Source organism: Staphylococcus croceilyticus, from assembly GCF_002902575.1.
Lineage (GTDB): Bacteria > Bacillota > Bacilli > Staphylococcales > Staphylococcaceae > Staphylococcus > Staphylococcus croceilyticus.
Genome location: NZ_PPRD01000033.1, coordinates 51,783 through 77,625, shown reverse-complemented (window position 1 = coordinate 77,625; position 25,843 = coordinate 51,783). Strand labels below are relative to the sequence as shown.

Annotated in this window: 29 protein-coding genes and 1 pseudogene; 20 read left to right on the top strand and 10 right to left on the bottom strand. The window is 33.4% G+C overall.

Annotated elements, in window-relative coordinates:
* Positions 1-60: 60 nt before the first annotated feature.
* From CD128_RS05680 to CD128_RS05665, 4 genes are all read left to right on the top strand, one after another.
* Positions 61-984, top strand: a complete 924-nt coding sequence (locus tag CD128_RS05680; RefSeq protein WP_103329069.1) for an ABC transporter substrate-binding protein — start codon at positions 61-63, stop codon at positions 982-984.
* A gap of 108 nt (positions 985-1,092) precedes the next feature.
* Positions 1,093-2,037, top strand: a complete 945-nt coding sequence (locus CD128_RS05675) for a nucleoside hydrolase (protein WP_197730776.1) — start codon at positions 1,093-1,095, stop codon at positions 2,035-2,037.
* 73 nt (positions 2,038-2,110) lie between these two features.
* A complete protein-coding gene (locus CD128_RS05670) occupies positions 2,111-2,659 on the top strand; it encodes a biotin transporter BioY (protein ID WP_103329067.1) in 549 nt (182 codons plus the stop codon).
* A gap of 38 nt (positions 2,660-2,697) precedes the next feature.
* Positions 2,698-3,462: a GNAT family N-acetyltransferase gene (locus CD128_RS05665; RefSeq protein ID WP_103329066.1), complete on the top strand. Its 765-nt coding sequence runs from the start codon at positions 2,698-2,700 to the stop codon at positions 3,460-3,462.
* Positions 3,463-3,484: 22 nt separating this feature from the next.
* Here CD128_RS05665 and fdhD read toward each other — a convergent pair whose 3' ends face one another.
* A complete protein-coding gene (fdhD, locus tag CD128_RS05660) occupies positions 3,485-4,285 on the bottom strand; it encodes a formate dehydrogenase accessory sulfurtransferase FdhD (RefSeq protein ID WP_103329065.1) in 801 nt (266 codons plus the stop codon).
* Positions 4,286-4,493: 208 nt separating this feature from the next.
* Here fdhD and modA point away from each other — a divergent pair, with 208 nt between their 5' ends.
* The 5 genes from modA to CD128_RS05635 all read left to right on the top strand — a co-directional run bounded on the left by modA (position 4,494) and on the right by CD128_RS05635 (position 8,186).
* Positions 4,494-5,288: a molybdate ABC transporter substrate-binding protein gene (gene modA, locus CD128_RS05655; RefSeq protein ID WP_103329064.1), complete on the top strand. Its 795-nt coding sequence runs from the start codon at positions 4,494-4,496 to the stop codon at positions 5,286-5,288.
* A gap of 13 nt (positions 5,289-5,301) precedes the next feature.
* Entirely contained in the window at positions 5,302-5,973 is a 672-nt protein-coding gene (gene modB / locus CD128_RS05650; protein ID WP_103329063.1) for a molybdate ABC transporter permease subunit, read from the top strand.
* Positions 5,974-6,579 (top strand): ATP-binding cassette domain-containing protein, encoded by a 606-nt coding sequence (locus CD128_RS05645; RefSeq protein WP_103329062.1) that lies wholly within the window; start codon positions 5,974-5,976, stop codon positions 6,577-6,579. It abuts the gene before it with no gap.
* 82 nt (positions 6,580-6,661) lie between these two features.
* Complete coding sequence (locus tag CD128_RS05640) at positions 6,662-7,666, top strand: ThiF family adenylyltransferase (protein WP_103329061.1); 1,005 nt, start codon at positions 6,662-6,664, stop codon at positions 7,664-7,666.
* A gap of 13 nt (positions 7,667-7,679) precedes the next feature.
* Positions 7,680-8,186 (top strand): MogA/MoaB family molybdenum cofactor biosynthesis protein, encoded by a 507-nt coding sequence (locus tag CD128_RS05635; RefSeq protein ID WP_103329060.1) that lies wholly within the window; start codon positions 7,680-7,682, stop codon positions 8,184-8,186.
* Between the two features lie 81 nt (positions 8,187-8,267).
* On the opposite strand, the gene moaC is transcribed toward CD128_RS05635, so the two are convergent.
* The gene (gene moaC / locus CD128_RS05630) at positions 8,268-8,750 is read right to left on the bottom strand and encodes a cyclic pyranopterin monophosphate synthase MoaC (protein WP_103329059.1); all 483 of its coding nucleotides are present in this window, start codon (positions 8,748-8,750) and stop codon (positions 8,268-8,270) included.
* 61 nt (positions 8,751-8,811) lie between these two features.
* On the opposite strand from moaC, the gene CD128_RS05625 reads away from it, so the two are divergent.
* The 7 genes from CD128_RS05625 to CD128_RS05595 all read left to right on the top strand — a co-directional run bounded on the left by CD128_RS05625 (position 8,812) and on the right by CD128_RS05595 (position 13,522).
* Positions 8,812-10,071 (top strand): molybdopterin molybdotransferase MoeA, encoded by a 1,260-nt coding sequence (locus CD128_RS05625; RefSeq protein ID WP_103329058.1) that lies wholly within the window; start codon positions 8,812-8,814, stop codon positions 10,069-10,071.
* Positions 10,068-10,538 (top strand): molybdopterin-guanine dinucleotide biosynthesis protein B, encoded by a 471-nt coding sequence (mobB, locus tag CD128_RS05620; protein ID WP_103329057.1) that lies wholly within the window; start codon positions 10,068-10,070, stop codon positions 10,536-10,538. Before CD128_RS05625 ends, mobB begins: the two co-directional genes overlap by 4 nt.
* A gap of 8 nt (positions 10,539-10,546) precedes the next feature.
* Positions 10,547-10,996 carry a molybdenum cofactor biosynthesis protein MoaE gene (locus CD128_RS05615; protein ID WP_103329056.1) on the top strand — a complete coding sequence of 150 codons (450 nt, stop codon included), beginning with the start codon at positions 10,547-10,549 and terminating at the stop codon, positions 10,994-10,996.
* 1 nt (position 10,997) lies between these two features.
* Positions 10,998-11,231, top strand: coding sequence for a molybdopterin converting factor subunit 1 (moaD, locus tag CD128_RS05610; RefSeq protein WP_103329055.1), 234 nt, complete (start codon positions 10,998-11,000; stop codon positions 11,229-11,231).
* Between the two features lie 6 nt (positions 11,232-11,237).
* Positions 11,238-11,843 (top strand): molybdenum cofactor guanylyltransferase MobA, encoded by a 606-nt coding sequence (gene mobA, locus CD128_RS05605; protein ID WP_103329054.1) that lies wholly within the window; start codon positions 11,238-11,240, stop codon positions 11,841-11,843.
* A 13-nt stretch (positions 11,844-11,856) separates the two neighbouring features.
* The gene (moaA, locus tag CD128_RS05600; protein ID WP_103329053.1) at positions 11,857-12,879 is read left to right on the top strand and encodes a GTP 3',8-cyclase MoaA; all 1,023 of its coding nucleotides are present in this window, start codon (positions 11,857-11,859) and stop codon (positions 12,877-12,879) included.
* A gap of 292 nt (positions 12,880-13,171) precedes the next feature.
* Positions 13,172-13,522, top strand: coding sequence for a SarA family transcriptional regulator (locus CD128_RS05595; protein ID WP_103329052.1), 351 nt, complete (start codon positions 13,172-13,174; stop codon positions 13,520-13,522).
* A 66-nt stretch (positions 13,523-13,588) separates the two neighbouring features.
* On the opposite strand, the gene CD128_RS05590 is transcribed toward CD128_RS05595, so the two are convergent.
* Positions 13,589-14,794, bottom strand: a complete 1,206-nt coding sequence (locus CD128_RS05590; RefSeq protein WP_103329051.1) for an MFS transporter — start codon at positions 14,792-14,794, stop codon at positions 13,589-13,591.
* A complete protein-coding gene (locus CD128_RS05585) occupies positions 14,791-15,231 on the bottom strand; it encodes a MarR family winged helix-turn-helix transcriptional regulator (protein ID WP_103329050.1) in 441 nt (146 codons plus the stop codon). The genes CD128_RS05590 and CD128_RS05585 overlap by 4 nt, the downstream gene beginning before the upstream one ends.
* A 169-nt stretch (positions 15,232-15,400) precedes the next feature.
* On the opposite strand from CD128_RS05585, the gene CD128_RS05580 reads away from it, so the two are divergent.
* Positions 15,401-16,162 carry a VOC family protein gene (locus CD128_RS05580; RefSeq protein ID WP_103329049.1) on the top strand — a complete coding sequence of 254 codons (762 nt, stop codon included), beginning with the start codon at positions 15,401-15,403 and terminating at the stop codon, positions 16,160-16,162.
* Between the two features lie 3 nt (positions 16,163-16,165).
* Here CD128_RS05580 and CD128_RS05575 read toward each other — a convergent pair whose 3' ends face one another.
* Positions 16,166-16,417 (bottom strand): hypothetical protein, encoded by a 252-nt coding sequence (locus tag CD128_RS05575; protein WP_103329048.1) that lies wholly within the window; start codon positions 16,415-16,417, stop codon positions 16,166-16,168.
* 174 nt (positions 16,418-16,591) lie between these two features.
* Here CD128_RS05575 and CD128_RS05570 point away from each other — a divergent pair, with 174 nt between their 5' ends.
* Together CD128_RS05570 and CD128_RS05565 are read left to right on the top strand one after the other, a co-directional pair.
* A complete protein-coding gene (locus CD128_RS05570; RefSeq protein ID WP_103329047.1) occupies positions 16,592-17,854 on the top strand; it encodes a lipid II:glycine glycyltransferase FemX in 1,263 nt (420 codons plus the stop codon).
* Positions 17,855-17,981: 127 nt separating this feature from the next.
* The gene (locus CD128_RS05565; protein WP_103329046.1) at positions 17,982-21,176 is read left to right on the top strand and encodes an efflux RND transporter permease subunit; all 3,195 of its coding nucleotides are present in this window, start codon (positions 17,982-17,984) and stop codon (positions 21,174-21,176) included.
* Positions 21,177-21,265: 89 nt separating this feature from the next.
* On the opposite strand, the gene mspA is transcribed toward CD128_RS05565, so the two are convergent.
* Entirely contained in the window at positions 21,266-21,583 is a 318-nt protein-coding gene (gene mspA / locus CD128_RS05560) for a membrane stabilizing protein MspA (RefSeq protein ID WP_103329045.1), read from the bottom strand.
* Positions 21,584-21,655: 72 nt separating this feature from the next.
* Positions 21,656-21,823 carry an SE1832 family protein gene (locus CD128_RS05555; protein WP_103329044.1) on the bottom strand — a complete coding sequence of 56 codons (168 nt, stop codon included), beginning with the start codon at positions 21,821-21,823 and terminating at the stop codon, positions 21,656-21,658.
* 137 nt (positions 21,824-21,960) lie between these two features.
* Here CD128_RS05555 and CD128_RS05550 point away from each other — a divergent pair, with 137 nt between their 5' ends.
* Complete coding sequence (locus CD128_RS05550; protein WP_103329043.1) at positions 21,961-22,869, top strand: AEC family transporter; 909 nt, start codon at positions 21,961-21,963, stop codon at positions 22,867-22,869.
* A 126-nt stretch (positions 22,870-22,995) separates the two neighbouring features.
* Here the strand turns inward: CD128_RS05550 and CD128_RS05545 are convergent.
* The 3 genes and pseudogenes from CD128_RS05545 to CD128_RS05535 all read right to left on the bottom strand — a co-directional run bounded on the left by CD128_RS05545 (position 22,996) and on the right by CD128_RS05535 (position 25,734).
* Positions 22,996-23,787, bottom strand: a pseudogene (locus tag CD128_RS05545) (glucose 1-dehydrogenase).
* Positions 23,788-23,817: 30 nt separating this feature from the next.
* Positions 23,818-24,681 (bottom strand): GRP family sugar transporter, encoded by an 864-nt coding sequence (locus CD128_RS05540; RefSeq protein WP_103329042.1) that lies wholly within the window; start codon positions 24,679-24,681, stop codon positions 23,818-23,820.
* Positions 24,682-24,864: 183 nt separating this feature from the next.
* A complete protein-coding gene (locus tag CD128_RS05535; RefSeq protein WP_103329041.1) occupies positions 24,865-25,734 on the bottom strand; it encodes a GNAT family N-acetyltransferase in 870 nt (289 codons plus the stop codon).
* Positions 25,735-25,843: the final 109 nt, after the last annotated feature.

Below are 25,843 nucleotides of genomic sequence, written 5' to 3'. Positions count from 1 at the left end.
TTTGTAAACTCTCTTGTATAATTTTAATGAAATTGATAATCGTTTTCACTAGGAGGAAATATGAAAAAGTTAATTTTTCCATTAATCGCTTTAATTATCGTTTTAGCTGCATGTGGGAATAGCGGTTCAAATGATTCAAGCAAATCAGGTTCAAAAGAAGAAACTAAGTCATATAAGTTAGATAGTGGTAAAACAATTAAAATTCCTAAAGATCCAAAACGCATTGCAGTCGTTGCTCCAACGTTTGCAGGTGGTTTACATAAATTAGGCGCTAATATCATTGCAGTAAGCAATCAAGTAGATCAAAGTCCGATTTTAAAAGATAAATTTAAAGATGTAACTAAAATTGGTGATCAAGACGTAGAAAAAGTCGCTAAACAAAAACCAGATTTAATTATCGTTTACTCAACTGATAAAAACATTAAAAAATACGAAAAAATCGCACCAACAATTGTTGTAGATTATGGTAAACATAAATACTTAGAACAACAAGAAATGTTAGGTAAAATTGTTGGCAAAGAAGACGAAGTTAAAAAATGGGAAGATAAATGGAAAGAACAAACTGCCAAAGATGGCAAAGAAATCAAAGATGCCATTGGTAAAGATTCAACTGTTTCAATCTTCGATGAATTCGACAAAAAATTATACACGTACGGCGATAACTGGGGTCGTGGCGGAGAAGTATTATATCAAGCCTTTGGTCTAAAAATGCCAAAAGGGCAACAAGACCTAGTTAAAAAAGAAGGTTGGGCTGAAGTAAGCCAAGAAAAAATTGAAGATGTAGCGGGAGATTACATCGTTTCAACAGGTGAAGGTAAGTCTAAACCAAGTTATGAAACTACAAATATTTGGAAAAACTTACCGGCGGTTCAAAAAGGTCGTGTAGTTGAAGTGAAAGCAGAAACTTATTGGTATAATGATCCATATACACTTGACTTTATGAGAAAAGATTTAAAAGACAAATTAATCAAAGCAAGTAAATAAAAATTTTTTAATAGCGACTATCAATTTTAGTTATTTAGTTATGAAGAAAGCTATGGTTACGTATAATGTAATCGTAGCTTTTTATTTTTTCAAATTAAAGGAGATGGAATAATGACTAAAGTATATTTCAATCATGACGGAGGCGTAGATGATTTAATTTCTCTATTTTTACTCTTACAAATGGAGAATATTGAACTTATTGGTGTAAGTACTATTGGCGCAGATTGTTACTTGGAGCCATCACTTAGTGCGTCTTGTAAGATTATTAACCGCTTCTCTAATGCTTCATTAAAAGTTGCGCCATCATATGAGCGTGGGGCTAATCCTTTTCCAAAAGAATGGCGAATGCATGCTTTCTTCATGGATGCCTTACCTATATTAAATGAACACACTACCAATACGCAATCTACTATGAGCCACTTAGAAGCTTATCAAGATATTATCGAAACGTTAACGCATTCTGAAGAGAAGGTAACCTTATTATTTACTGGACCCCTTACAGATTTGGCTAAAGCATTAAAGACCAATCCAGACATTACAAACAATATTGCTAAACTTGTTTGGATGGGCGGGACTTTTCTTGAAAAAGGAAATGTAGAAGAACCTGAACATGATGGCACAGCCGAATGGAATGCGTTTTGGGATCCAGAAGCGGTAAAAACTGTATTCGACAGTGACATTAAAATAGACATGGTTGCTTTAGAAAGTACCAATCAAGTGCCACTGACACCGGCTATACGACAAATGTGGGCAAACGAACGTTCATATATAGGCGTAGACTTCTTAGGGGTAAGTTATGCAGCTGTACCACCCCTCACACATTTTGTGACTAATTCAACTTATTTCTTATGGGATGTATTAACGACCGCTTATGTAGGTAAAGCGGATTTAGTTCGCTCAATAGAAGTTAACGTCGATGTAGAAAGTCGTGGTCCGAGTCAAGGACGCACATATCTTACAGAACAAGGCCGTCCAATTCATGTAATTACTGAAGTAAAACATGATGAATTCTTTAAATATATTACTGATTTAGCGAAAAAAATAGAAATGTAAATCAAATGTAAACTTTTTATACAAATAAGTTTACATTAGTGGTATAATCATCTTCGTAAAAGGAGGATGTATGATGAGTACAAAGAATTTAGTATATACAGCATTAATGACAGCAATTATATGTGTATTAGGATTAGTTCCTGGTATTCCGCTTCCATTTATGCCTGTACCTATTGTTTTACAAAATATTGGGATATTTCTAGCAGGGATTATTTTAGGTAGAAAATATGGCGCTTTAAGTGTCATTGTATTTTTATTACTAGCAGCTGCCGGGTTGCCAGTCTTATCTGGCGGTCGTGGAGGTATTGGCGTTTTTGCAGGACCATCAGCTGGTTTCTTATTCTTATATCCTGTAGTAGCATATCTAATTGGATTCGTAAGAGATCGCTATATTCATAAAATTAATTTTGTCGTGTTATTCATGCCAACACTTGTATGTGGCATTTTACTATTAGATATCGTAGGCACAATTATTATGGGCTTCATTATCGGTATGCCAGTGGGTAAAGCGATTGTATTTTCATTCACATTTATGCCGGGCGATTTAATTAAAGGCATCATAGCATGTTTAATCGGTACAACAATGTTAAACCACTCTCGTTTTAAAAGTTTGATACAATAGACGTATTAAATTGTTTAAATACATAGGGGATGAACGATATGAGTGCAATATCCATGAAAAACATTGCTCAAGAAGGTCATCGCTATTTAGAAGATGAACAAAAAATCATCTATCTAACACCTTCTCAACCTTTGAAATATGATACGAATAAGTGGGTTTATAAAACACTTCCCACTATAGAACAATGGCATCAAGATATGGCACAACAACTTAAATTACATAAGCAACAATCATCTAACCACTTAGCGTTTACTTTTCCAGAGAATGAATCGCTTAATCAAACATGGCTTTCTGAAATTAAAAATGAAGGGTTTCAATTAGGTGTATTAGAACTATATATAATAGAAGGAACAGAGTTAGCCCGATTTCAACGACGAGCTGATATTACAATAAGTGAAGTAGATGCTCATAATATAGAAGATTATTTAGCTATCTATCGTTCATTTGCTTTACCATACGGAGAAGATTTCGCGAATGAAAGTGTTAACACTACAAGACAAACCATATTAAATAAAGAAGATACGGTTTCAAGATGTGTGGCATATTTAGAAGGACAAGCAGTAGGAACCGTAGATGTTATTGAAACAGAAGAAACGGTAGAAATTGATAGCTTCGGTGTTTTAGAAGGTTACCGGCGCCAAGGTATTGGGACAACAATTCAATCTTATATTGGCGAAATAGCAGGGGAACGTCCTGTAATACTTGTAGCAGATGGAGAAGATACTGCGAAAGATATGTATATTAAACAAGGTTATACCTATCAAAGTTTCATTTATCATATTGTTAAAGAGAATGTAGAATAAAAGAAATGGCGTCATCAAATATTTAATTTGAAGGCGCCATTTTTATTCTTTCTGGATGACTATAGACATTAAAGTTACCATCTCTTATAAAGCCAATTGCTGTAATATTAAGATCATTTGCGAGTGTAATGGCTAATGTGGTAGGTGCTGATTTAGATAAGATAACGCCTACACCAATTTTTGCTGCTTTAAGCAATATTTCAGATGAGATACGACCGCTAAAGATTAGTACTTTATTTCTAACAGGGATATGACGTTGCAAGCAAAAACCATAAAGTTTATCTAATGCATTATGACGACCGATATCTTGTCTGTGCTCGAAAAATTCATTTCCATCACTAATGGCTGCATTGTGTAAACCACCTGTCTTTTTAAACAAGGTGCTTGCACTTTGTAACGCAGTCATCATATTCAACACTTGCTTAGGAGTCAAAGTGATTTTAGACATAGATGTTTTAGCAACGGCTGCATCATTATGGAAGTAAAACTCACGACTTTTTCCACAACAAGAAGCAATCATACGTTTAGTAGAATATTCAAATCGATCTCCCAAATCTTTTGTCAATTCTACATGCGCGAACCCTTTACTATCATCAATCTGCAAAGATTTTATTTCTTCTTTTTTGAAAATGGCGCCCTCAGAAGCTAAGAACCCAATGACTAATTCTTCCATATGGGTAGGACTACAAATAACAGTCGCAAATTCAGAGCCATTAACCATAATCGTTAATGGGAATTCAGTAACATAACTATCGGTTGTTTCAAATAATTTACCATCTTCATAGCGCATGATGGATTGTCCTTGAAGTACATCTTTATCCATTTATGGAGCTCCTTTATTGATAGATAGTTCTATAGTAAAACTTTTTCCAATATTTCTAAAAGATTTTGTTTATAATCAAGATTGTAACTATATAAGAATAAATTATAAATATTTAATTGTCATTTTAAAAAATTTTGTTATTGAACTTTCGAATAAATAAAAAAAGAGTATAATTGAAATTAGAACAATTAATTAGGAGGCTTGAGAAATGAATTTAAAACATTTTGTTGCTGCAAGTGCTACGTTTGCAGTGGTATTAGCAGGTTGTTCAAATTCTGGAGATAGTGATGATAACAAAAAATCATCCGATTCTAGCAATAAAAGTGATGAGCAAAAGCAAGAGTTGAAAATTTCAGCGGCAGCTAGTTTAGGTGACGTGAGTAAAGCATTAGAAAAAGAATTTAAAAAAGATCATAAAAATGCGGATGTCACATTTAACTATGGTGGTTCAGGTGCTCTAAGAGAACAAATTGAAAAAGGTGCGCCAGCGGACGTATTCATGTCTGCAAATACTAAAGACGTAGATAAACTAAAAGATGAAAACAAAGCGAATGATACATATAAATACGCGCACAATCAACTTGTTTTAGTTGGTGATAAAAACAGCGATGATGCTTCTGTCAAAGATTTAAAAGGTAACGAAAAATTAGCGATTGGTGAAGTGAAAACAGTACCGGCTGGTAAATATGCGAAACAATATTTAGAAGACCAAGGTTTATATAATCAAGTTAAAGATAAATTAGTATTTGCGAAAGACGTTAAACAAGTATTAAATTATGTTGAAAAAGGCAATGCACAAATGGGCTTTGTTTATGAAACAGATTTATACACTGATAATAAGAAAACAGATAAAGTAAATGAGATTAAAAAAGCAGATCTTAAAAAACCGATTACTTATGAAGCAGGTGCAACATCAGACAGTAAACTTGCTAAAGAGTGGATGGATTTCTTAAAATCTGATAAAGCGAAAGACATCTTAAAAGATTATCATTTTGAAGTTTAAGGAGGTATAAAGTATGCCTGATTTAACGCCTTTTTGGATATCGATTGAAGTGGCTGCGATAAGTACAGTGATTGTATCAATCATAGGAATATTTATTTGTCGCTTACTTTATAAAAGAAGAGGGCATCTTACTAAACTCCTTGAAAGTTTTATTTTATTACCCATTGTTTTACCGCCCACAGTACTAGGATTTATTTTATTGATTATATTTTCTCCTAGAAATGCAGTAGGACAATTTTTTCAAAATGTACTACATCTTCCAGTAGTATTCACAATGACAGGGGCAGTAATTGCGTCTGTCATCGTTAGTTTTCCATTGATGTATCATCATACGATTCAAGGATTTAGAAGTATTAACCCTAAAATGCTCAATACTGCACGTACTATGGGAGCTAGTGAGAATAAAATCTTCTTTCGTCTCATTCTGCCTTTATCAAAGCGCTCAATTATTGCCGGTGTGATGATGAGCTTTGCACGTGCTATTGGTGAATTTGGGGCAACACTAATGGTTGCAGGTTATATACCTAATCATACAAATACGTTACCGCTTGAGATTTATTTCTTGGTAGAACAAGGAAGAGAAAATCAAGCTTGGTTATGGGTACTTGTGCTAGTAGCTTTTTCAATCACAGTCATTGGTATATTAAACTTTGCGAGCCGAGACCTTCCAGAGGAGGTAGAATAAATGTTAAAACTGAAATTACAGTATCAATTAAAAAAGACATTTATTGATATCAATATTAATGATGCTGCTCCTAAGATTTATGCTATACGTGGGCCTTCAGGTATTGGTAAAACGACAGTACTTAATATGATTGCAGGATTACGTAAACCAGATAGTGCATACATAAAAATCAATGACCACGTAATTCTTGATACAAATAAAAAAGTAAATGTTAAGATTCAAGATAGACGTATCGGCTACTTGTTTCAAGATTATCAATTATTTCCTAATATGACGGTGAGGAAAAATATCACGTTTATGGCGAAACCTTCAGTACATATTGATGAGTTAACCAAACAACTAAATATAAGTCATTTAATGGATCAGTATCCAGCTACACTTTCCGGGGGAGAGTCTCAACGGGTTGCTTTAGCACGTACGCTAAGTACTAAACCAGATTTAGTTTTACTAGATGAACCTTTTTCTAGTTTAGACGAAAATACGAGAGATGAAGGAATTAAACTTGTTAAACGCGTGTTTAAAGAGTGGAAGATTCCAATTATCTTTGTTACACATTCTAACTTCGAAGCTGAAGTATTAGCTGATAGAATCGTTAAGATTGACTAGAGTAAGCACCTTTTTTTATTGAGGTGCTTTTTTAGTTTATAATTATTTATAAATTGACTTTGAAATTAGAGAGGATAAATCAATGACTCAAGCACGGTATTCGAGACAAATTTTATTTAAACATATTGGAGAAACAGGGCAAGAGGAGATTAGTCAAAAACATGTATTAATTATAGGTATGGGGGCATTAGGTACACACGTTGCTGAAGGTTTAACTCGTGCAGGTGTTAAAGCGCTAACGATAGTTGATAGAGATTATATTGAATTTAGTAACTTACAACGTCAAACCCTTTTCACTGAAAAAGATGCCGCAGATATGTTACCTAAAGTAGTGGCTGCTAAAAAACATCTTACCCAAATCAACTATGACATTCATATTAATGCCTATATCCAACATGTAGATTATTATTTTTTAGATACCCATGCTAAGGATATCGATTTAATTATCGATGCGACAGATAATTTTGATACACGTCAGTTAATTAATGATTATGCTTATAAGATGAATATCCCGTGGATTTACGGAGGAGTAGTACAAAGTACGTATGCCCAAGCAACCTTTATTCCTGGAACAACGGCATGTTTTAATTGTGTGATGCCACAGTTACCATCTATCAATTTAACTTGCGATACTGTGGGTGTGATTCAACCTGCCGTGACTATGACGACAAGTTTTCAACTTCGAGATGCACTTAAGTTATTAACTGGCAATGAAATACCGATGAAGCTGACGTATGGTGATGTTTGGGATGCCAGTCATTACACTATTGGATTTAGTCGAATGCATCGTGAAGATTGTCCTACTTGCGGAAGTAAACCAACTTTTCCGTATTTAAATCAAAATCATACATTATATGCTACTTTGTGTGGTAGAGATACAGTACAGTATGAAAATCCGGATATTACTCAAGAGATGATAACACAATTTCTTGATAATCATAATTTAAAATATAAATCCAATCAGTATATGGTAATGTTTGAGTTTAAAGGACATCGATTTGTAAGCTTTAAAGGTGGACGTATGCTTGTTCACGGAACCACAAAGACTTCCGAGGCTATCAATTTAATTAACCAATTATTTGGATAAAGGAGTGTTTGGTATGCACCAACATGAACATGAAAAAGTAGAAAGACATATTCGTTGCGCAGTTTTAACAATTTCTGATACACGTGATAAAGAGAGTGATAAAGGTGGCCAATTAGTCCAATCTTTATTACAAGATATGAATGTAGAAGTAGATAAGGATCATTACACTATTGTGAAAGATAATAAAGAAGATATTCAATCGCAAATAGACAGTTGGTTGGCTTCTGATATTGATGTTATTATCACTACTGGAGGTACTGGTATCTCTCAAAAAGACATTACGATAGAGGCAATACGTCCGATACTCGATAAAGAAATTGAAGGCTTTGGCGAATTATTTAGATACTTAAGTTATACAGAAGATGTAGGCACGAAATCACTTCTTTCAAGAGCGATTGCTGGTACGGTAATGAATAAATTAATCTTTACACTTCCAGGTTCAACTGGTGCAGTTAAACTAGCAATTGAGAAATTAATTAAACCGGAATTAAATCACATGGTATATGAATTGAATAAATAATTAAAAAAGTCATGAGCGCGTAAAAATGATAGGTTTCCCTAATTTAATTACAAGCTCATGACTATTATAATTAAAAGGAATTTAACGTTGATAATCTCCTGATTTGCCACCAGACTTAGACTCAAGGTATGTTTCACCTATAACCATACCTTTATCGACTGCTTTCGTCATATCATAAACCGTTAAAGCAGTAGCTGAAGCTGCCGTTAATGCTTCCATTTCAACGCCAGTTTTACCAGTAGTAGAAACAATGGCTGTTATGTTTAATGTGTAAGTATGATCTTCATTAGCTTGCCATGAGAAGTTAACATCAATGCCAGTTAAAGGTAGTGGGTGGCACATTGGAATGATAGTGGCTGTATTTTTAGCAGCCATAATACCTGCAATTTGTGCAGTATTTAAAACGTTACCTTTTTTATTTGTATTATCAATGATTTGTTGATAAATAGTGTGATTAACTGTAATGCTTGAATGGGCTTGTGCAGTACGCTTTGTAATGTTTTTATCTGAAACGTCTACCATTTTAGCATTACCTTGTTCGTTAATATGCGTGAATTCTGACATAATAACCCTCCTAGTAAAGTTAGTATATCATGAATTTTATTATTTTATGGAGATGAGAAGAATGGCTGTAGAAAAAAGAAATCCAATACCTGTAAAAGAAGCAATTCATCGAGTAGTAACCCAAGATATTTTTACGAAGCATACTACTGTGAATTTAGAAGATAGTTTAGGACATATATTATCTGAAGATATCGTGGCAACGTATGATATTCCACGTTTTAATAAATCGCCTTATGATGGCTTTGCGATTAGAAGTGAAGATTCAGCAGGCGCTTATTCTGAGAATCGTAAACAATTTAAAGTGATTGATCATATTGGTGCAGGTTCTGTTTCTGATAAAACATTAGGGCAAAATGAAGCTGTACGTATTATGACAGGGGCACAACTTCCTGAAGGCGCTGATGCAGTAGTGATGTTCGAACAAACGGTTGAAGATGGTGATACATTTACTATTCGTAAACCTTTTGAAGCATATGAAAATGTTTCGCTTAAAGGTGAGGAGACAACAACTGGTGATGTTGTATTGAAAAAAGGACAAGTGATTAATCCAGGCGCTATAGCTGTATTAGCTACTTATGGGTATACAGAAGTACCTGTTACACAAAAGCCAAGTGTAGCTATTATTGCCACTGGAAGTGAATTGTTAGATGTACATGAAGAGTTACAACCAGGTAAAATTCGTAATTCTAATGGACCAATGATTCAAGCATTAGCAGAGAAATTTGGCTTAAAAGTTGAGAATTATAAAATTCAACAAGATGATTTACAAAGTAGTATTGAAGTTGTTAAAGATGCAATGGCTACACACGATATCGTTATTACAACTGGTGGTGTGTCAGTTGGAGATTTCGATTACTTGCCTGAAATATATAAAGCTGTAGATGCAGAAGTATTATTTAATAAAGTAGGAATGCGTCCTGGTAGTGTGACGACTGTTGCAGTAGCGAATGGCCAGTATTTATTTGGTTTATCAGGTAATCCATCTGCTTGTTTCACTGGTTTTGAACTCTTTGTGAAACCAGCTGTGCAACATATGATGGGGGCCATAGCTTATTATCCACAAGTTGTTAAAGCAACTTTAATGGAAGACTTTTCAAAAGCTAATCCATTTACACGTTTCATTCGTGCCCATGTTTCTTTTTCTCACAGTGGTGCGACAGTTGTGCCATCAGGATTTAATAAATCAGGTGCAGTCGTAGCGATTGCGCATAGTAACGCAATGATAATGTTGCCAGGAGGAACACGTGGATTTAAAGCTGGACACACAGTCGATGTAATTCTTACTGAATCAAATGTGTTCGAAGAGGAAATGACACTATGATTCTTCAAATAGTAGGTTTTAAAAATTCTGGCAAAACAACGCTCATGCAATATACGATAAAATTTTTAAAATCTCATGGCTATACCGTTGCTACTATTAAACATCATGGACATGGTGTAGAAGATATTACATTACAAGACGCCCAAGTGGATCATATGAAACATTTTGAAGCGGGCGCCGATCAAAGTATCGTTCAAGGTACTGAGTATCAACAAACAGTCACACGTGCGCATAAACAAAACCTTACTCAAATTATTGACGAATCTGTTACAATAAGTTGTAATATCATTCTAGTCGAAGGTTTTAAAAATGAAGACTTTGACAAGGTGATTGTGTATCGTAATCAACAAGAACTTGATGAATTATCAAATTTAAGTCGTGTGCGTTATCGTTATCATTTTCAAGAAGAGAATGCACTAGAATATTACGAAGAATGGTTACTAGATTGGATTAAACAAAAGGACTGACATATATAATGAAACAATTTGAAGTCGTTACTGAACCAATTGAAACTGAACAGTATCGAGACTTTACTTTAAATGAACACCAAGGTGCAGTTGTAGTCTTTACAGGGCATGTACGTGAATGGACGAAAGGTGTTAAAACAGAATACCTTGAATATGAAGCATATGTACCAATGGCAGAGAAGAAACTTGCGCAAATTGGTGATGAGATAAATCAGCGTTGGCCTGGAACGATTACTACGATAGTGCATCGCATTGGGCCACTTCAAATTTCTGATATCGCAGTACTTATTGCGGTGTCATCACCTCATCGTAAAGATGCATATCGAGCAAATGAATATGCGATTGAACGTATTAAAGAAGTAGTGCCAATTTGGAAAAAAGAAATTTGGGAAGATGGCGCCGAATGGCAAGGTCATCAACGTGGTAGTCACGAAGAAGCAACTAAAGGAGATGTCTAACGTGAAGGTGTTATACTTCGCAGAAATTAAAGAGATATTACAGACTGATTCTGAAATGATAGATATTAATGAGGAGCTTAGCGTAGAACACTTTGAACAAATGTTATTTGAACGTCACCCCTCTATTAAAGATAAAAAATTTCAAGTTGCAGTCAACGAAGAATTTGTAAAAAAAGAGGATATCATACAGCCGACAGATGTTGTGGCATTGATTCCACCAGTTAGTGGGGGTTAAAAGGAAATGAAAGCAATTATATTAGCAGGCGGTCATTCAGAGCGTTTCGGCAAAGCGAAGGCCTTTGCTGAAATTGATGGTCAAATGTTTTATCAACGTATTATTCATGTGTTAGAAGAAACGAACATGTTTAATGAGATTATTATTAGCACGAATGATCAGCTTGCTAATCAATTTAAACACGACAACATTATTGTCGATGATTCAAAAGAGAAAGATAAAGGTCCACTTGCAGGTATCTATACCGTAATGAAAGAGTATAGTGATGAAGAATTATTCTTTGTCGTATCTGTAGATACACCGATGATTACTGGGAAAGCAATTAGCGCGTTATATCAGTTTATGGTCTCTAAATTAATTGAAGATCAAATTGATATTGCTGCTTTCTCTGAAAATGAAAAAATTATACCGACTATCGCATTCTATAGTCCAGACATCTTAAATATTATGGAACACGCATTGAAGTCAGATGATTATAGCTTACGACATGTCTATCAACAGGTGAATATTAAGACGTTAGACGTTGGTGAAATTAACTCACCTGATTATTGGTATAAAAACATTAACTATCAACATGACTTGGACACTTTAAAACAACAAATAAATTCTTAAGGAGGTCCGTGTTATGGTAGCTCAAATTAAGGATAAACTAGGACGACCTATTCGAGATTTGCGTATATCAGTGACTGATCGTTGTAATTTCAGATGCGATTACTGTATGCCGAAAGAGATCTTTGGTGATGACTTCGTCTTCTTACCGAAAGATGAATTATTAACATTCGAGGAAATGGTCAGAATCGCTAAAGTTTATGCTGAATTGGGTGTGAAGAAATTACGTATTACCGGTGGGGAACCGTTACTAAGACGCAATTTATATCAGTTAATTGAAAAGCTTACGCGTATCGATGGCATTGAAGATATTGGGATGACGACCAATGGATTATTATTAAAGAAACATGGCCAAAAGCTTTACGATGCTGGTTTACGTCGTATTAATGTAAGTTTAGATGCGATTGATGATGAAGTCTTCCAAGCTATTAATAATCGTAATATTAAAGCGTCTACAATATTAGACCAAATTGATTATGCGGTATCGATTGGTTTCCACGTGAAAGTGAATGTGGTTATCCAAAAAGGTATTAATGACGATCAAATTATTCCAATGATTGAGTATTTCAAAGATAAAGATATTGAAATTAGATTTATAGAGTTTATGGATGTTGGTAATGATAACGGTTGGGACTTTAGTAAAGTAGTTACTAAAGATGAAATGCTAGAAATGATTGATGAACAATTTGATATTGAACCTGTACCTCCAAAGTATTATGGAGAAGTAGCTAAATATTATAGACATAAAGATAATGGCGCGAAATTTGGACTTATTACAAGTGTATCAGCTTCTTTCTGTTCTACTTGCACGCGAGCGCGTCTGTCTTCAGACGGAAAATTTTATGGCTGTTTATTTAGTACAGTAGAAGGATTTAATATTAAATCATTTATTCGCTCTGGCGTTACAGACGATGAATTAAGAGAACAATTAATTAGTTTATGGAATGTACGTGATGATCGTTATTCAGATGAGCGCACAGAACAAACAGTGAAAAATCGTCAGCGCAAAAAAATTAATATGAATTATATCGGTGGCTAAATACTAGGCTATAGCAATGTAATGAATCAATAACAATTGCTGTAGCTTTTTTAATTGTCTTTAATGAGGACGGCTTTGAAATCAATTAGTTAGATGGAAAAAATATGGTTAAAGTATAGAATGTATGAGTAGAGAAGACCTCATGTAAAACAAGTTTTATATTAAATAAGTAATGATATTAAAATAAAATTTGTAATAGATTAAATTGTACATATGTTATATAATTAAATTAAGCAATTTTAATTATATAATGCATTTACTACAACAGAGAATCAACATTGGAGGCATTTTTATGAATAACAAAGTACAACGTTTTATAGCAGCTGAAAGAGAACTAAGTCAATTGAAACATTGGTTAAAATCATCATACAAAATTTCAATTGAAGAATTTGTCGTACTTTTTAAAGTATACGAAGGTAAAAAAATTAGTGGTAAAGAATTACGTGATACGCTACATTTTGAAATGTTATGGGATACAAGTAAAATAGATGTGATTATCCGTAAGATTTATAAAAAAGAACTTATTTCTAAATTACGTTCTGAAACAGATGAAAGACAAGTCTTTTATTTCTTTAATGCTAAGCAACAACAATTATTAGATAAAATGAAAAGTGAAATTGAAGCCATTGGTATTGCTAACTAAAATATATCATTAAAAAAATCGCAGTGACGTTACATTGATAACGTCATTGCGGTTTCTTTATAAACTTTAATATGTTGTTCCTTTAACTTTACGTCCGTGTACGAAGAAGTAAAGGATAGTACATAATACGGCAACTACGGCCATAATAATATAAACTTGAGTATAAGTGACTGAATTAGTGAATAAACCTAATAATGAAGGTCCAAATCCAATACCGATATCTAAACCAATGAAGTAAGTAGAAGTAGCAATACCATACTTACTTGAAGGGGAAACCTTAATAGCAATTGCTTGCATTGAAGATGATAAGTTACCATATCCAACACCTAAGAAGACACCTGAAAGTAATAACATCCAACTACTATAACTCATTACTAATAAAACAAATGATATTATTAAAGCTACAAATGCTGGATAAACTACTACATTTTCATTTTTAGCGTCAATTAAACGACCAGCAATTGGGCGAGTAATTAATGAAGCAATAGCATAACAAATAAAGAAATAACTAGATGCTTCTACTAAATGACGTTGTTCAGCAAAGAACTTTAAGAACGTTAAAATTGAAGCATAGTTTAAACCGATAACCATCATTACAATTGCTACAGGTACGGCTTCTTTAGCTACAAAGTTATGGATGCTAAAACTTGAAGCTTTCGCAATTTTTTTATCTGTATCATTGCTAGTAGGGTTAAAGTCAATTTTGATGAATAGCGAAATAAGTAAACTAATCACTCCAAGAATAACGCAGATAATAAATAATAGATTAATTGAAAATGATTTAATTAATAAAATTCCGAAAAACGGACCGATTGCTGTTCCTAATACTAAACTTAAAGAAAATAGACTGATACCTTCACTTTTACGTGATACAGGTGTAACGTGCGCAGCAATTGTACCCGTTGCTGTGGTAGCTACTGCAGTCGCAATACCATTAATTAAGCGTACAAACATGAGAAAGCCAATTGACCCAGGAATGAAATAAAGCAGTTGCGTAATAATTAAGAAGATAAGCCCCGTAATTAATATTTTTTTAGGACCAAATTTATTTACATACTTCCCAGTAGCAAAACGGCCAATTAATGAGCCTACGATAAAGAGGCCTACAACTAGACCTGAAAGGCTGTCCGAAGCATGAAACGATGTTTTACTATAATCAGCAATAATGACTAGTAGTAAGTACATGCATAAATACACGAAGAAATTAATCACGAAGTTCACGGTGAAACTCTTCGTAAAAATAGGTTGTTTTAAATCTTGTACTTGGTTCATTCTTTCTCTTCTTCCTCCTCAGATAATATTTGGTGTAATTGAGACATAGTTGAAATAACATGTTCTAAATCTTCAATAGTTAGATTTGATTTTTCAATCAAATGATTTTGAATAGGGGTTACTCGATCATTCACATCTTCAAATAACTTTTGGCCTTTTTCAGATAGATTCAAAATCTTCTCTCGCTTATCTTGACCTGGTGTAATAGTGAGTAATTCTTTTTCAGATAATGCTTTAATAATCTTTCGAGTGGTAGGCTTTTCAATAAAACGACGCTTAGAAATTTGAACTAGTGTAGTGGGTGCACTATTCGCTATATCTCTTAGTACTAACCACTGACCAGTATGTAAATCAAATTCATCCAATATAGGTTGCGTACGTTTAACATAAGGGCGATAAATCCCGATGAAACTATTAAAGAATTCATTTGTAAGCATAAAATAACTCCTTTTAAAAAAAGGTTAGCAAAGCTAACTATTTACGAACGATAAAAAATATTATATGACGAAACTGTGAAATTTGCAATAGCAAGATAAATGGAAGTAATCTTATCTACATTTTGATAAAATAAAATTGAATTGAAATTTAATAAAAGGGGAACGACCGATGGAATTGAGATTTGATCATATTATTCATTATGTCGATCAGTTAAACAACTTTAAATATCCTGGCGATATTTTGAAATTAAGTGCTGGAGGAAAACATCATAAGTTTGGCACATTTAATCGTTTAGCCTATATCAATGAAAATTACATTGAATTGTTAGATGTAGAGGATGTTGAAAAGTTAAAAAAAGAAGCTAAAACGGAAGAAGGTCGGGTGGCGTTTGCTACGAAGATTGTACATGACCATTTTCAACAAGGCTTTAAAACAATGGCATTTAGAACCTCAGACATGAAAGCATTACAACAAACACTTCATGAACATAATATAGAGACGATTGGCCCTATTGAAATGCATCGAGAAAATAAAAAAGGAGATAAAACAGCTTGGAAATTACTTTATATTGCTGATCCTGATTATATGGTTAAGCCTCCATTTTTTATTGAGTGGGAAGATAGTGAGGAAGAACGCAATGAAAAGTTAGCGCATTTATATCAAAAACAGTTTACAATCGATCGCATTATTATTCATAGTTCTAAGCGTTCTAAAACATTATCAAAATGGCAAAAATGGTTTAAGATGCGCATTATAGATGAAGGTGAAGACTATACAGATTTACAACTTACGGATGATAATATTATTTATCGTGTTCAAGATGGCCCGACGTCTGGCTATCAAACGATCGTTTTTAAAGATAAAGAAGCGACTGCACCCTATTCTATTATTGTAAAAGGTGCTAAATATCGCTTCGAACCAGTAGAGTGATATTTAATATAAATAAATATAAGTGCTATGCGCGATTAAGGCGATATGCACTAATACTAATATTAATGACAGGATGCTTAAAATAGTCGAAACACGTGTCGTTCTAAGTAATAGAAATAGCACGGTTAATACTAAACTTAAGCCAACAAACATGACTCTTAAACTAAAGTAGGCAATTGAAAGTGGTTGGCTTAACGTGATTATAATAGCAATGAGATTAACAATGATAAAAATAAATAATAGTATATTTCTCAATGTTCATTACCTCTTTTATATAAAAAATTAGAAATTTTAATTTTAAAGTCTATATAGTATAGCAGATTTTAGAGAATTTAAATAATCTCAAACTTCAATAGTATGTTTGTCGACACTCACTATTGTAGACTGTATAATGATAATTAATGTGAAAATAAAGGAGTTTTTTATAGCATGGAAAAGATGAATATCACTAATCAAGAACATGACGCATTTGTAAAAAACCATCCTAACGGCGATTTATTACAACTTACGAAATGGGCAGAAACAAAACGTTTAACTGGATGGTATTCAAAACGCGTTGCCGTTGGAGAAAATGGTGAGATTAAAGGTGTAGCTCAATTATTATTTAAAAAAATACCGAAATTACCGTTTACATTATGCTATGTCTCTCGTGGATTTGTAACGGATTATAGTAACAAAGCTGCACTTGAAACACTTTTAGAAGAAACTAAAAAAGTCGCTAAAGCTGAGAAAGCATATGCTATTAAAATCGATCCGGATGTTGAAGTGGAACATGGTACGGAAGCACTTAAAAATTTAAGAGCATTAGGCTTTAAACATAAAGGCTTTAAAGAAGGCTTATCAAAAGATTACATTCAACCACGTATGACAATGATTACGCCTATTGATAAAACAGATGATGAAATCTTTAAAAGTTATGAACGTCGTAACCGTTCAAAAGTACGTCTAGCTTTGAAACGTGGTACTAAAGTAGAACACTCAGATCGTGAAGGTTTAAAAACATTTGCTAATTTAATGAAGATTACTGGTGAACGTGATGGCTTCTTGACACGTGATATTAGTTACTTTGAAAATATTTATGATTCATTACATGAAGATGGCGACGCAGAGTTATTCTTAGTTAAATTAGAACCTAAACCAGTGTTAGAACAAATTAATAAAGATTTAGCAGAACAAGAAGCTGAAAAAGAAAAACTTCAAACTAAATTAGAAAATAAACCAAATGATAAGAAAAACGCAAATAAACTTAATGATGTTGAGAATAAAATATCTAAGACAACAGAATTAAAAAATGATATGGAAGGCTTGAAACAAAAACATCCAGAAGGTGTATACTTATCAGGTGCTTTACTTATGTTCGCAGGTAAAAAATCATATTACTTATATGGTGCATCTTCAAACGATTACCGCGACTTTTTACCAAACCATCATATGCAATACGAAATGATGCGTTATGCAAGAGAACATGGTGCGACAACATATGATTTCGGTGGTACGGATAATAATCCACCTAAAGGTTCCGAGCACTATGGATTATGGGCATTTAAAAAAGTATGGGGTACTTATTTAAGTGAAAAAATTGGCGAGTTTGACTATGTATTAAATCAACCGCTTTATCAGTTAATTGAACAAGTTAAACCTAGATTAACTAAAGCTAAAATTAAACTTTCTCGTAAATTAAAACGTAAATAAAGACATCAGTATTCAAGTAATGACATCTGAACGATTCTATAATGGCAGAAGCGTTCAGATTTTTTTAGATTAGATGATAAACTTAAATTCAGCAATGAGTTACTAAAATGTTTAGGGAAGTGACGTAATGATTAAGAAAATGCTTCAATTCTCATTGGGTAATAAGTTCGCTATCTTCTTAATGGTAGTCTTGGTCATTTTAGGTGGCGTTTATTCAAGTGCGAAATTAAAACTTGAATTATTACCTGATGTTGAAAATCCAGTAATATCTGTACAAACAACCATGCCTGGAGCTACACCACAAACCACACAAGATGAAATAAGTTCAAAGATAGATAAACAAGTAAGGTCTTTGGCTTACGTTAAAAGTGTTAAAACACAATCGATTCAAAATGCTTCGATTGTAAGTGTAGAATATGACAATAATACTGACATGGATAAAGCTGAAGAAGTCTTGAAAAAAGAAATTGATAAAATAGACTTTAAAGATGGTATTAGTGAACCAGAGTTAACGCGAAATTCAATGGATGCATTCCCGATTGTCGCTTATTCATTTACAAATAGTAAAAATGATTTGAAAAAGACAACGAAAGAAATTAATGAACAATTAATTCCAAAACTACAAACTGTAGACGGGGTACAAAATGCACAATTAAATGGTCAAACAACACGTCAAGTTACGATAAAATTTAAACAAGATAAACTTGATGAAGCAGGATTAACTGCCGATGATGTTGAGAATTATATTAAAACAGCTACTCGAGAAACACCCCTTGGTTTATTCCAATTTGGTAATAATGAAAAATCGTTAGTCGTTGACGGCCAATTTAAATCTGTTGATGCACTAAAAGATTTAAAAATACCACTTACTTTAGGAGGACAAGGTCAATCAAGTAGTGGAGATAGTGATTCTGATAGTAAAAGTATGAGTAGTACTGGAGACGATGCTTCTACTTCAAGTAGTAGTCAAAAATCTCAAAATAGTTCTATGACAATGGGCGCTAGTGGTGAAATGCCGAGTGTGCCTTTAAAAGATCTTGCTAAAGTTACTGTTGGAGATGAACGCTCATCTATTTCTAAAACAAATGGGAAAGATGCAGTTAACGTTCAAGTGATGAAAGCCCAAGATGCCAATACAGTTCAAGTCGCTCGCGAAACTCAGAAAAAGATTGATGAGTTTGTAAAAAATAATAGTGATATTACAGCGACTAAAACAATGGATACTGCTAAACCAATTCAAGATTCACTTTATACAATGGTTGAAAAAGCAGCATTAGGTACAATCGTTGCAATTATCGTTATCCTATTATTCTTAAGAAATATTAAAACAACAGCGATTTCTATTGTTTCAATTCCGTTATCTATTTTAATCGCATTAATTGCTTTGAAATTAAGTAACGTATCGTTAAACATTTTAACGTTAGGTGCGTTAACTATCGCAATTGGACGTGTAATCGACGACTCCATCGTAGTAGTAGAAAATATTTATCGACGATTATCTGATCCAGATGAATCATTAAAAGGTGATCATTTAGTGATTAGGGCGACACGTGAAGTGTTTAAGCCTATTTTATCTTCAACTATCGTTACAATCATTGTATTCTTACCACTTGCCTTTGTATCTGGTTCAGTAGGTGAGATGTTTAGACCATTTGCGTTAGCAATTGCTTTCAGTTTATTAGCATCATTATTAGTTTCTATTACCGTCGTGCCGGCGTTGGCTTCTACATTTTTCAAAAAAGGAATTAAAACAAAACAACGTCAAGTTAGTACTAATGAAACTAAAAGTCTTGGTGCGATTAGTAGAGGTTATCGACGCGTATTAAATTGGTCACTTAATCATAAATGGATTGTTATTATTATCAGTTTAGTAATATTAGTTGGAAGTGTCGTGCTCGGTGGTGCTAAATTAGGTACAAGTTTCATTTCAGCAGGGGAAGATAAATTCTTAGCTGTAACGTATACGCCTAAACCTGGCGAAACGAAAGAAGCGGTGCTTGATCATGCTAAAGAAGCGCAACAATACTTACAGAGTAAGAAAAAAGTTAAAACCGTTCAATATTCAGTAGGAGGTCCTTCTCCAGCAGATCCAACAGGTAGTACAAATAGTATGGCCGTTATGGTGAAATATGATAAAGATACGCCTAACTTTGATGAAGAACCTGACAAAGTCGTTTCGCATTTAGCGCAAATGAAAGACCCAGGAGAATGGAAAAATTTAGATATGGGCACGGGTGCTGGTAATAACTCAATAGAAGTAACCGTTAAAGGTCCTTCACCTGAGGCAATTAAAGGTACTGTTGCTAAAGTTGAAGATAAAATGAAATCTGTTGATGGCATAGCAAACGTGAAATCAGATTTATCTCAAACTTACGATCAATATGAGATTAAGGTTGATCAAAATAAAGCGACAGATAAAGGTATTTCAGCTGGGCAGTTAGCATTAAACTTAAATGAAAACTTACCTGAAAAAACAATTACTACTGTCAAAGAAAACGGTAATAAAGTAGATGTTAAAGTAAAACAAAATAAACAGACAGACTGGTCACGCGATAAAATCAATAATATTGAATTACAATCGCCAACTGGTGAAAAAGTAAAACTAAAAGATATTGCTAAACTTGAACATACAACTACGCCAAGCCAACTTAACCAAGAAGATGGCGATTATTCAACTACCGTTTCAGGTAAGGTCATTGCTTCTGACGTAGGTGGTACATCAAGTAAAGTTATGCAAAAAGTGAATAAAATCGATAAACCAGACAATGTGAAGATTAATGTTGGTGGTGCGACTGATGATATTAATCAAGCTATAAGCCAATTAGCCTTTGCAATGTTAGTTGCTATCGTGATTGTTTACTTAGTATTAGTTATTACATTCAAAGGTGGTTTAGCGCCATTTACAATATTATTCTCATTACCATTTACAGTCATCGGTGTTGTGCTTGCATTACTTATTACAGGTGAAACGATTTCTGTACCAAGTTTAATTGGTATATTAATGTTGATTGGTATCGTAGTAACCAATGCCATCGTGTTGATTGATAGGGTGATTACTAATGAGCAACAAGGCATGCCTATGAAAGACGCGTTACTCGAAGCGGGTGGCACACGTATTAGACCTATCTTAATGACGGCGATTGCTACAATCGGTGCATTATTACCACTTCTATTCGGTCAAGATAGTTCAATTCTTATTTCTAAAGGTATGGCAGCTACGGTTATTGGTGGTTTAGTATCATCTACATTACTCACATTAATTGTAGTCCCAGTCATTTATGAAATTTTATTTACTTTGAAAAATAAATTAACACGTAGATAAATAAATAGAGAGGGCGGCTTCTGTTTCAAGAACAGAAGCACACCCTCTCTATTTTTCAAAAATTTGAAAGTTGTAATGTAGTTTTGTCGTTAATACATCACGAAAGTTAAAATAATGTATATCACGAATAATATTAATGATAAAATATTTAGAATTGAAACACCTTTGTGATCATTCTTTAAAGCTTTGAATGCAGTAACTTCAACATTACCTACTAGAAGAGCTAGAACAACGAAGACCCACCAATTCTCTGTAGGGAATTTTAAAGTAGTAATTGCTACCACAAACAATAATAATATGCCCATAACAATTCTTAAAATACGCGTGAATACAGAGTGCATTTTAAAAATAGTGATGTAACTAACAATAAGATATAATATAGGTAATAAAAGTAGGTAAAGTTTCACCTGATAACATCCTTTCTATCATGACTAATATCATAGCATTCTGATATCTTTCTGACTAGAGGCTTCCGTCTCTTATTTCTGACGTAATTTTGAACGAATGTTAGCAATTTCTTGCTCAATATCTTCTAATTGTTTCAATAAAGGGTCTATATTTTGATTTAATGATTCACGTTTCTCTAAATCATTTTGTAAACGCGTGTAATCATATTTAAGTTCAGCTAATTGTGATTCTAAATCCATGATGTATGGCACTCCTTTTTATGTGGCTTTCTAATTTAGTTGAATTATAGCATGAACAAGACACTTCTAAAAATTATGTAAATTGTGTTACAGTTATTAACTGTAATAAGACAGTAAATAAGAAAGAAGGCATTGAAGTGACAGAGCAATTTGTAATGATTATTTTATTAATTGTATTAGGATATCTCTTGAAGAGGATTAACTTCTTAAAAGCAGCAGACAGTCAAGTACTTTCTACCCTCGTTTTAAATGTCACATTACCTTCTTTAGTTATCGTTAATCTAAATAGTGCTGATTTAGATTTTTCATTTTCAATTCTACCCATTATGATGATTGTTTATGGTGTCCTTGCCAAGTTAATCGTCATCACGCTATTTAGGAAACATGATAATCATATTAAGGGTTCAGTAGGGATGATGACAGCTTCATTAAATATTGGTTTATTTGCCTATCCATTAGTCAATACAATTTGGCCGAAGAATGGCATGGTTTACTTCGGTATGGCGGACATAGGCGGTGCCATTATTATGTTTGGTGTTACGTATTTTGTAGGAAGTTATTTTAGTGAAGGGGCCGACCAATTCAATTTTAAATTTTTAGGGAAAAAGTTAATTACCTCTGTGCCATTAGTGACATATATCGTCATGTTTATATTAAACATGTCTAACATTCATTTACCACACGTAGCTATTGATTTCTTTACTATTATTTCAAAAGCTAACATGCCTTTATCAATGATACTACTAGGCGTGATGCTTAACTTTAAAATTGAACGCCATTTTTTACCAATTGCAATCAAATATTTAGCCGCACATTATGGCTTAGGTTTATTTGTTGGTTTGATGGTACATTATTTCTTACCAGTATCAGATGATATGATTAAAACGACTTTACTTATTGCTTGGTTATTACCAGTAGGGGTAGCTATTATTCCGTATTCTATTCAATTTAAATATAAGACACTACCACTCATAGGCATGGTAACCAATATTTCTATCGTAATAAGTATTATTATTTTATATGTATATCAAGCATTATTTGTATAATGAATTGATTTAGTATGAAAAAAGCAAGCAACTCACGGATTGAGTTGCTTGCTTTTTTTAATAAGTATGAAACTTTCTTATGAATAGTGTTGTATTCTATGGTGGATTGGATGCTTAAGTATTTGATTATCCTTTTCCACCCATAAAGGCAGGATAATTTGTCATTCCACCATCCACGTAGATTGTTGTACCGTGGATATAGCTTGCCATGTCAGAAGCTAAGAATAACGCTACGTTTGAAATGTCTTGTGCTTCGCCAATTTCTCTAGCTGGAATCATTTCTAGCGTTTCAGCTCGTGTTTCTGGATCAGAGAATTTTTCTTTCGTATGTTCCGTAACAATAGCGCCTGGTGAAATGTTATTAATACGAATACCATATTGTGCATATTACATAGACATTGTTTCCATCATTAATTTTAAGCCGCCTTTACTTGCAGCGTAGTTAACATAGTTTGGCCATGGAATTGTATCATGCACGCTTGATGTATTAATAATGACACCTTTTTTATCTTCTTTTAAGAATTGATTAACCGCTTCACGTGAACCAATAAAAGCACCTGTTAAATTAATATCGATCACTTTTTGCCATTCATCTAGTGACATTTTATGAGAAGGGATAGGTTTCTCAAAGCCAGCATTATTAATCATGATGTCTAACGTACCAAATTCATTAATAGCTGATTGAATTAAATTTTTAACGTCATCTTCGACAGCTACATTGCCTTGAACAGCAATTGCTTGGCCACCTGCATTAGAAATGGTCTTTTTAAGGTTTTCAATCTCATCTAAATTATGATCTGAACGATAATTTAAAACGACTTTTGCTTTTGCTTTACCAAAGTTTTCGGCGAATGATTTACCAATGCCACTACTTGCACCTGTAATAACAACTACTTTATTTTCTAAATCTGGAAACATCTTAATTCCTCCTTCAATATTTAAACACAATTACTTTAAGTTACCTAAGATAATTGCAGCAATGATGATTAATACGATACCTGACCAAATACCAATCATTTGGCGTTTATCTTTTTTCTCACCTAATAGGAAGATACCACCAAGTGTAGAAACTATAACAAGTAATTGTGATAATGAGAAACTTGTAGCTACACCGACTTTAGGTTGTGAATAGAACATAAATAAGTTACCAACTGCCCATACTATACCAGGGATAAGGTTCAGTGCAGTTGATTTGATATTTGTTTCGTGTTTCATTGATAGTAAGAAACCACCAATAGCCATACCAATTGATTGGAAGAATAAAGCATCTGTACCGCTAACACCAAAGATATCTCCAATAACTACATAACCGACATAGCCAATTGTAGAGATAATTAAAATCATCATCGCTTTTTTAAATTCAGGATCATTAGATTTTCTTTCGTTTTTAGCTTTTAATGAAGTTAATGCGATACCAGTAACAAGTAATACCATAGCGATAAGTCCCATTGTTACTTGTGTGCCTGTACTCCATTCTCCTAAGAAAATGGCACTAAATAATGTTGTACCTACTAATTGCATCCCTGTTGAAATAGGCATCGTTTTAGATACTCCAATAAGTTGTACAGAACGTAACTGGTTACCTTGACCAAATGCCCAAAGCGCACCAGAAATTAAGCCTACAATAATAACAGTGATGTTGCTAAATTCAGCCTTACCGCATAGCAGTAATATAATCCCAACGATTAAAGTACCTAGCGTTGTACCGCGAATTTGGTTGTAAGGTCCGCCACCTACGAACACATTGATTAAAACAACGCTCCCCCAAAATAGCGCTGGTAATAATGCAATTAAGAAATCAAGAAAATGCATTATTTACTCACTCTCCTTATACATTCATTACAGTGTTCCTTTCTTGTAACACTTGAAATTAGTGTATCTGAAATTATATTACGTGAAAATTGAATTGCTCAAGAATATCTAAACTTTTGAAAATAAAAATGCCTACGATTTCGAATTTTTGAAAATCGTAGACATACGTTATTCATATTAATGTTAATGAAGAGTTGAAGATAAATATTTATATTTCTTGTATTCAGTGTCTATTTTAAAACCTAATTCATTAAAGCGTTCGACTAATGTCGCATTTTTACTACGAATTTTAAAATATACTTTCTCTAATTCATAATGGTTAAATGCATAATCAATAGCGAAGGATAATAAATCAAATGCGATGCCCATCAAACGATAATCTGTGTGTGAACTAAAATAACGTATTTCAGCGACTGAAGTTTGAGGAGATACTTGTAAATATAAGTAACCTTTCAATAGTCCCTCACTTACAAATAAGAATAGATGGTTATTCTCATCAAGGGATTGTATAATTTCTTGAGCCGAAAGTACGCTATGTTTAAACGTCTGTTGATGTAATTTAGTAAAAGCGCGTTGAAAACCTGGTTGATATTCAATAATATTTTGAAGATGATCAGATTGTTGTATAGGTGACCCTACATTAAGATAGTAATCAGTAAAATTGTAACTAGCATCTATATCTTTCATTAAAGGCTTTGAAGTTTGAACACATTCATTATAAGAAAAGTTAAACACAGCCTCACTATCTTGAGCATCACGAAATGCATTAAATAATAAGTGATAGTCACTTTGACTAAAAGAGACTTCAGGATTTACAAATGGTCCTACTACTTTAAATTTATTATCTTCATACTCAATAGCAGTAATTAAAGCAGTGATAGTATCATTTTCACTTAGTGAGAATATCCCAGGAGATATAAGAGACTGTTCCAATAACGCTTTCATCTCATCTTGATTGGTAGGTAACTTATATATATAAGAGGCAAATTCGTTTGACGACGTTTCTAAAAAAGACATAATTTGGTTTAAATCGCTTAATTTAACTATATCCATAGCGTACCTCCGTTTCGGTCTAAACTTCTACATTAATTATAAATTCATTTACATTTAATTGAAAGTTATGTCCATTGCTTTACATGTTACAATTAGAGACATATGAATA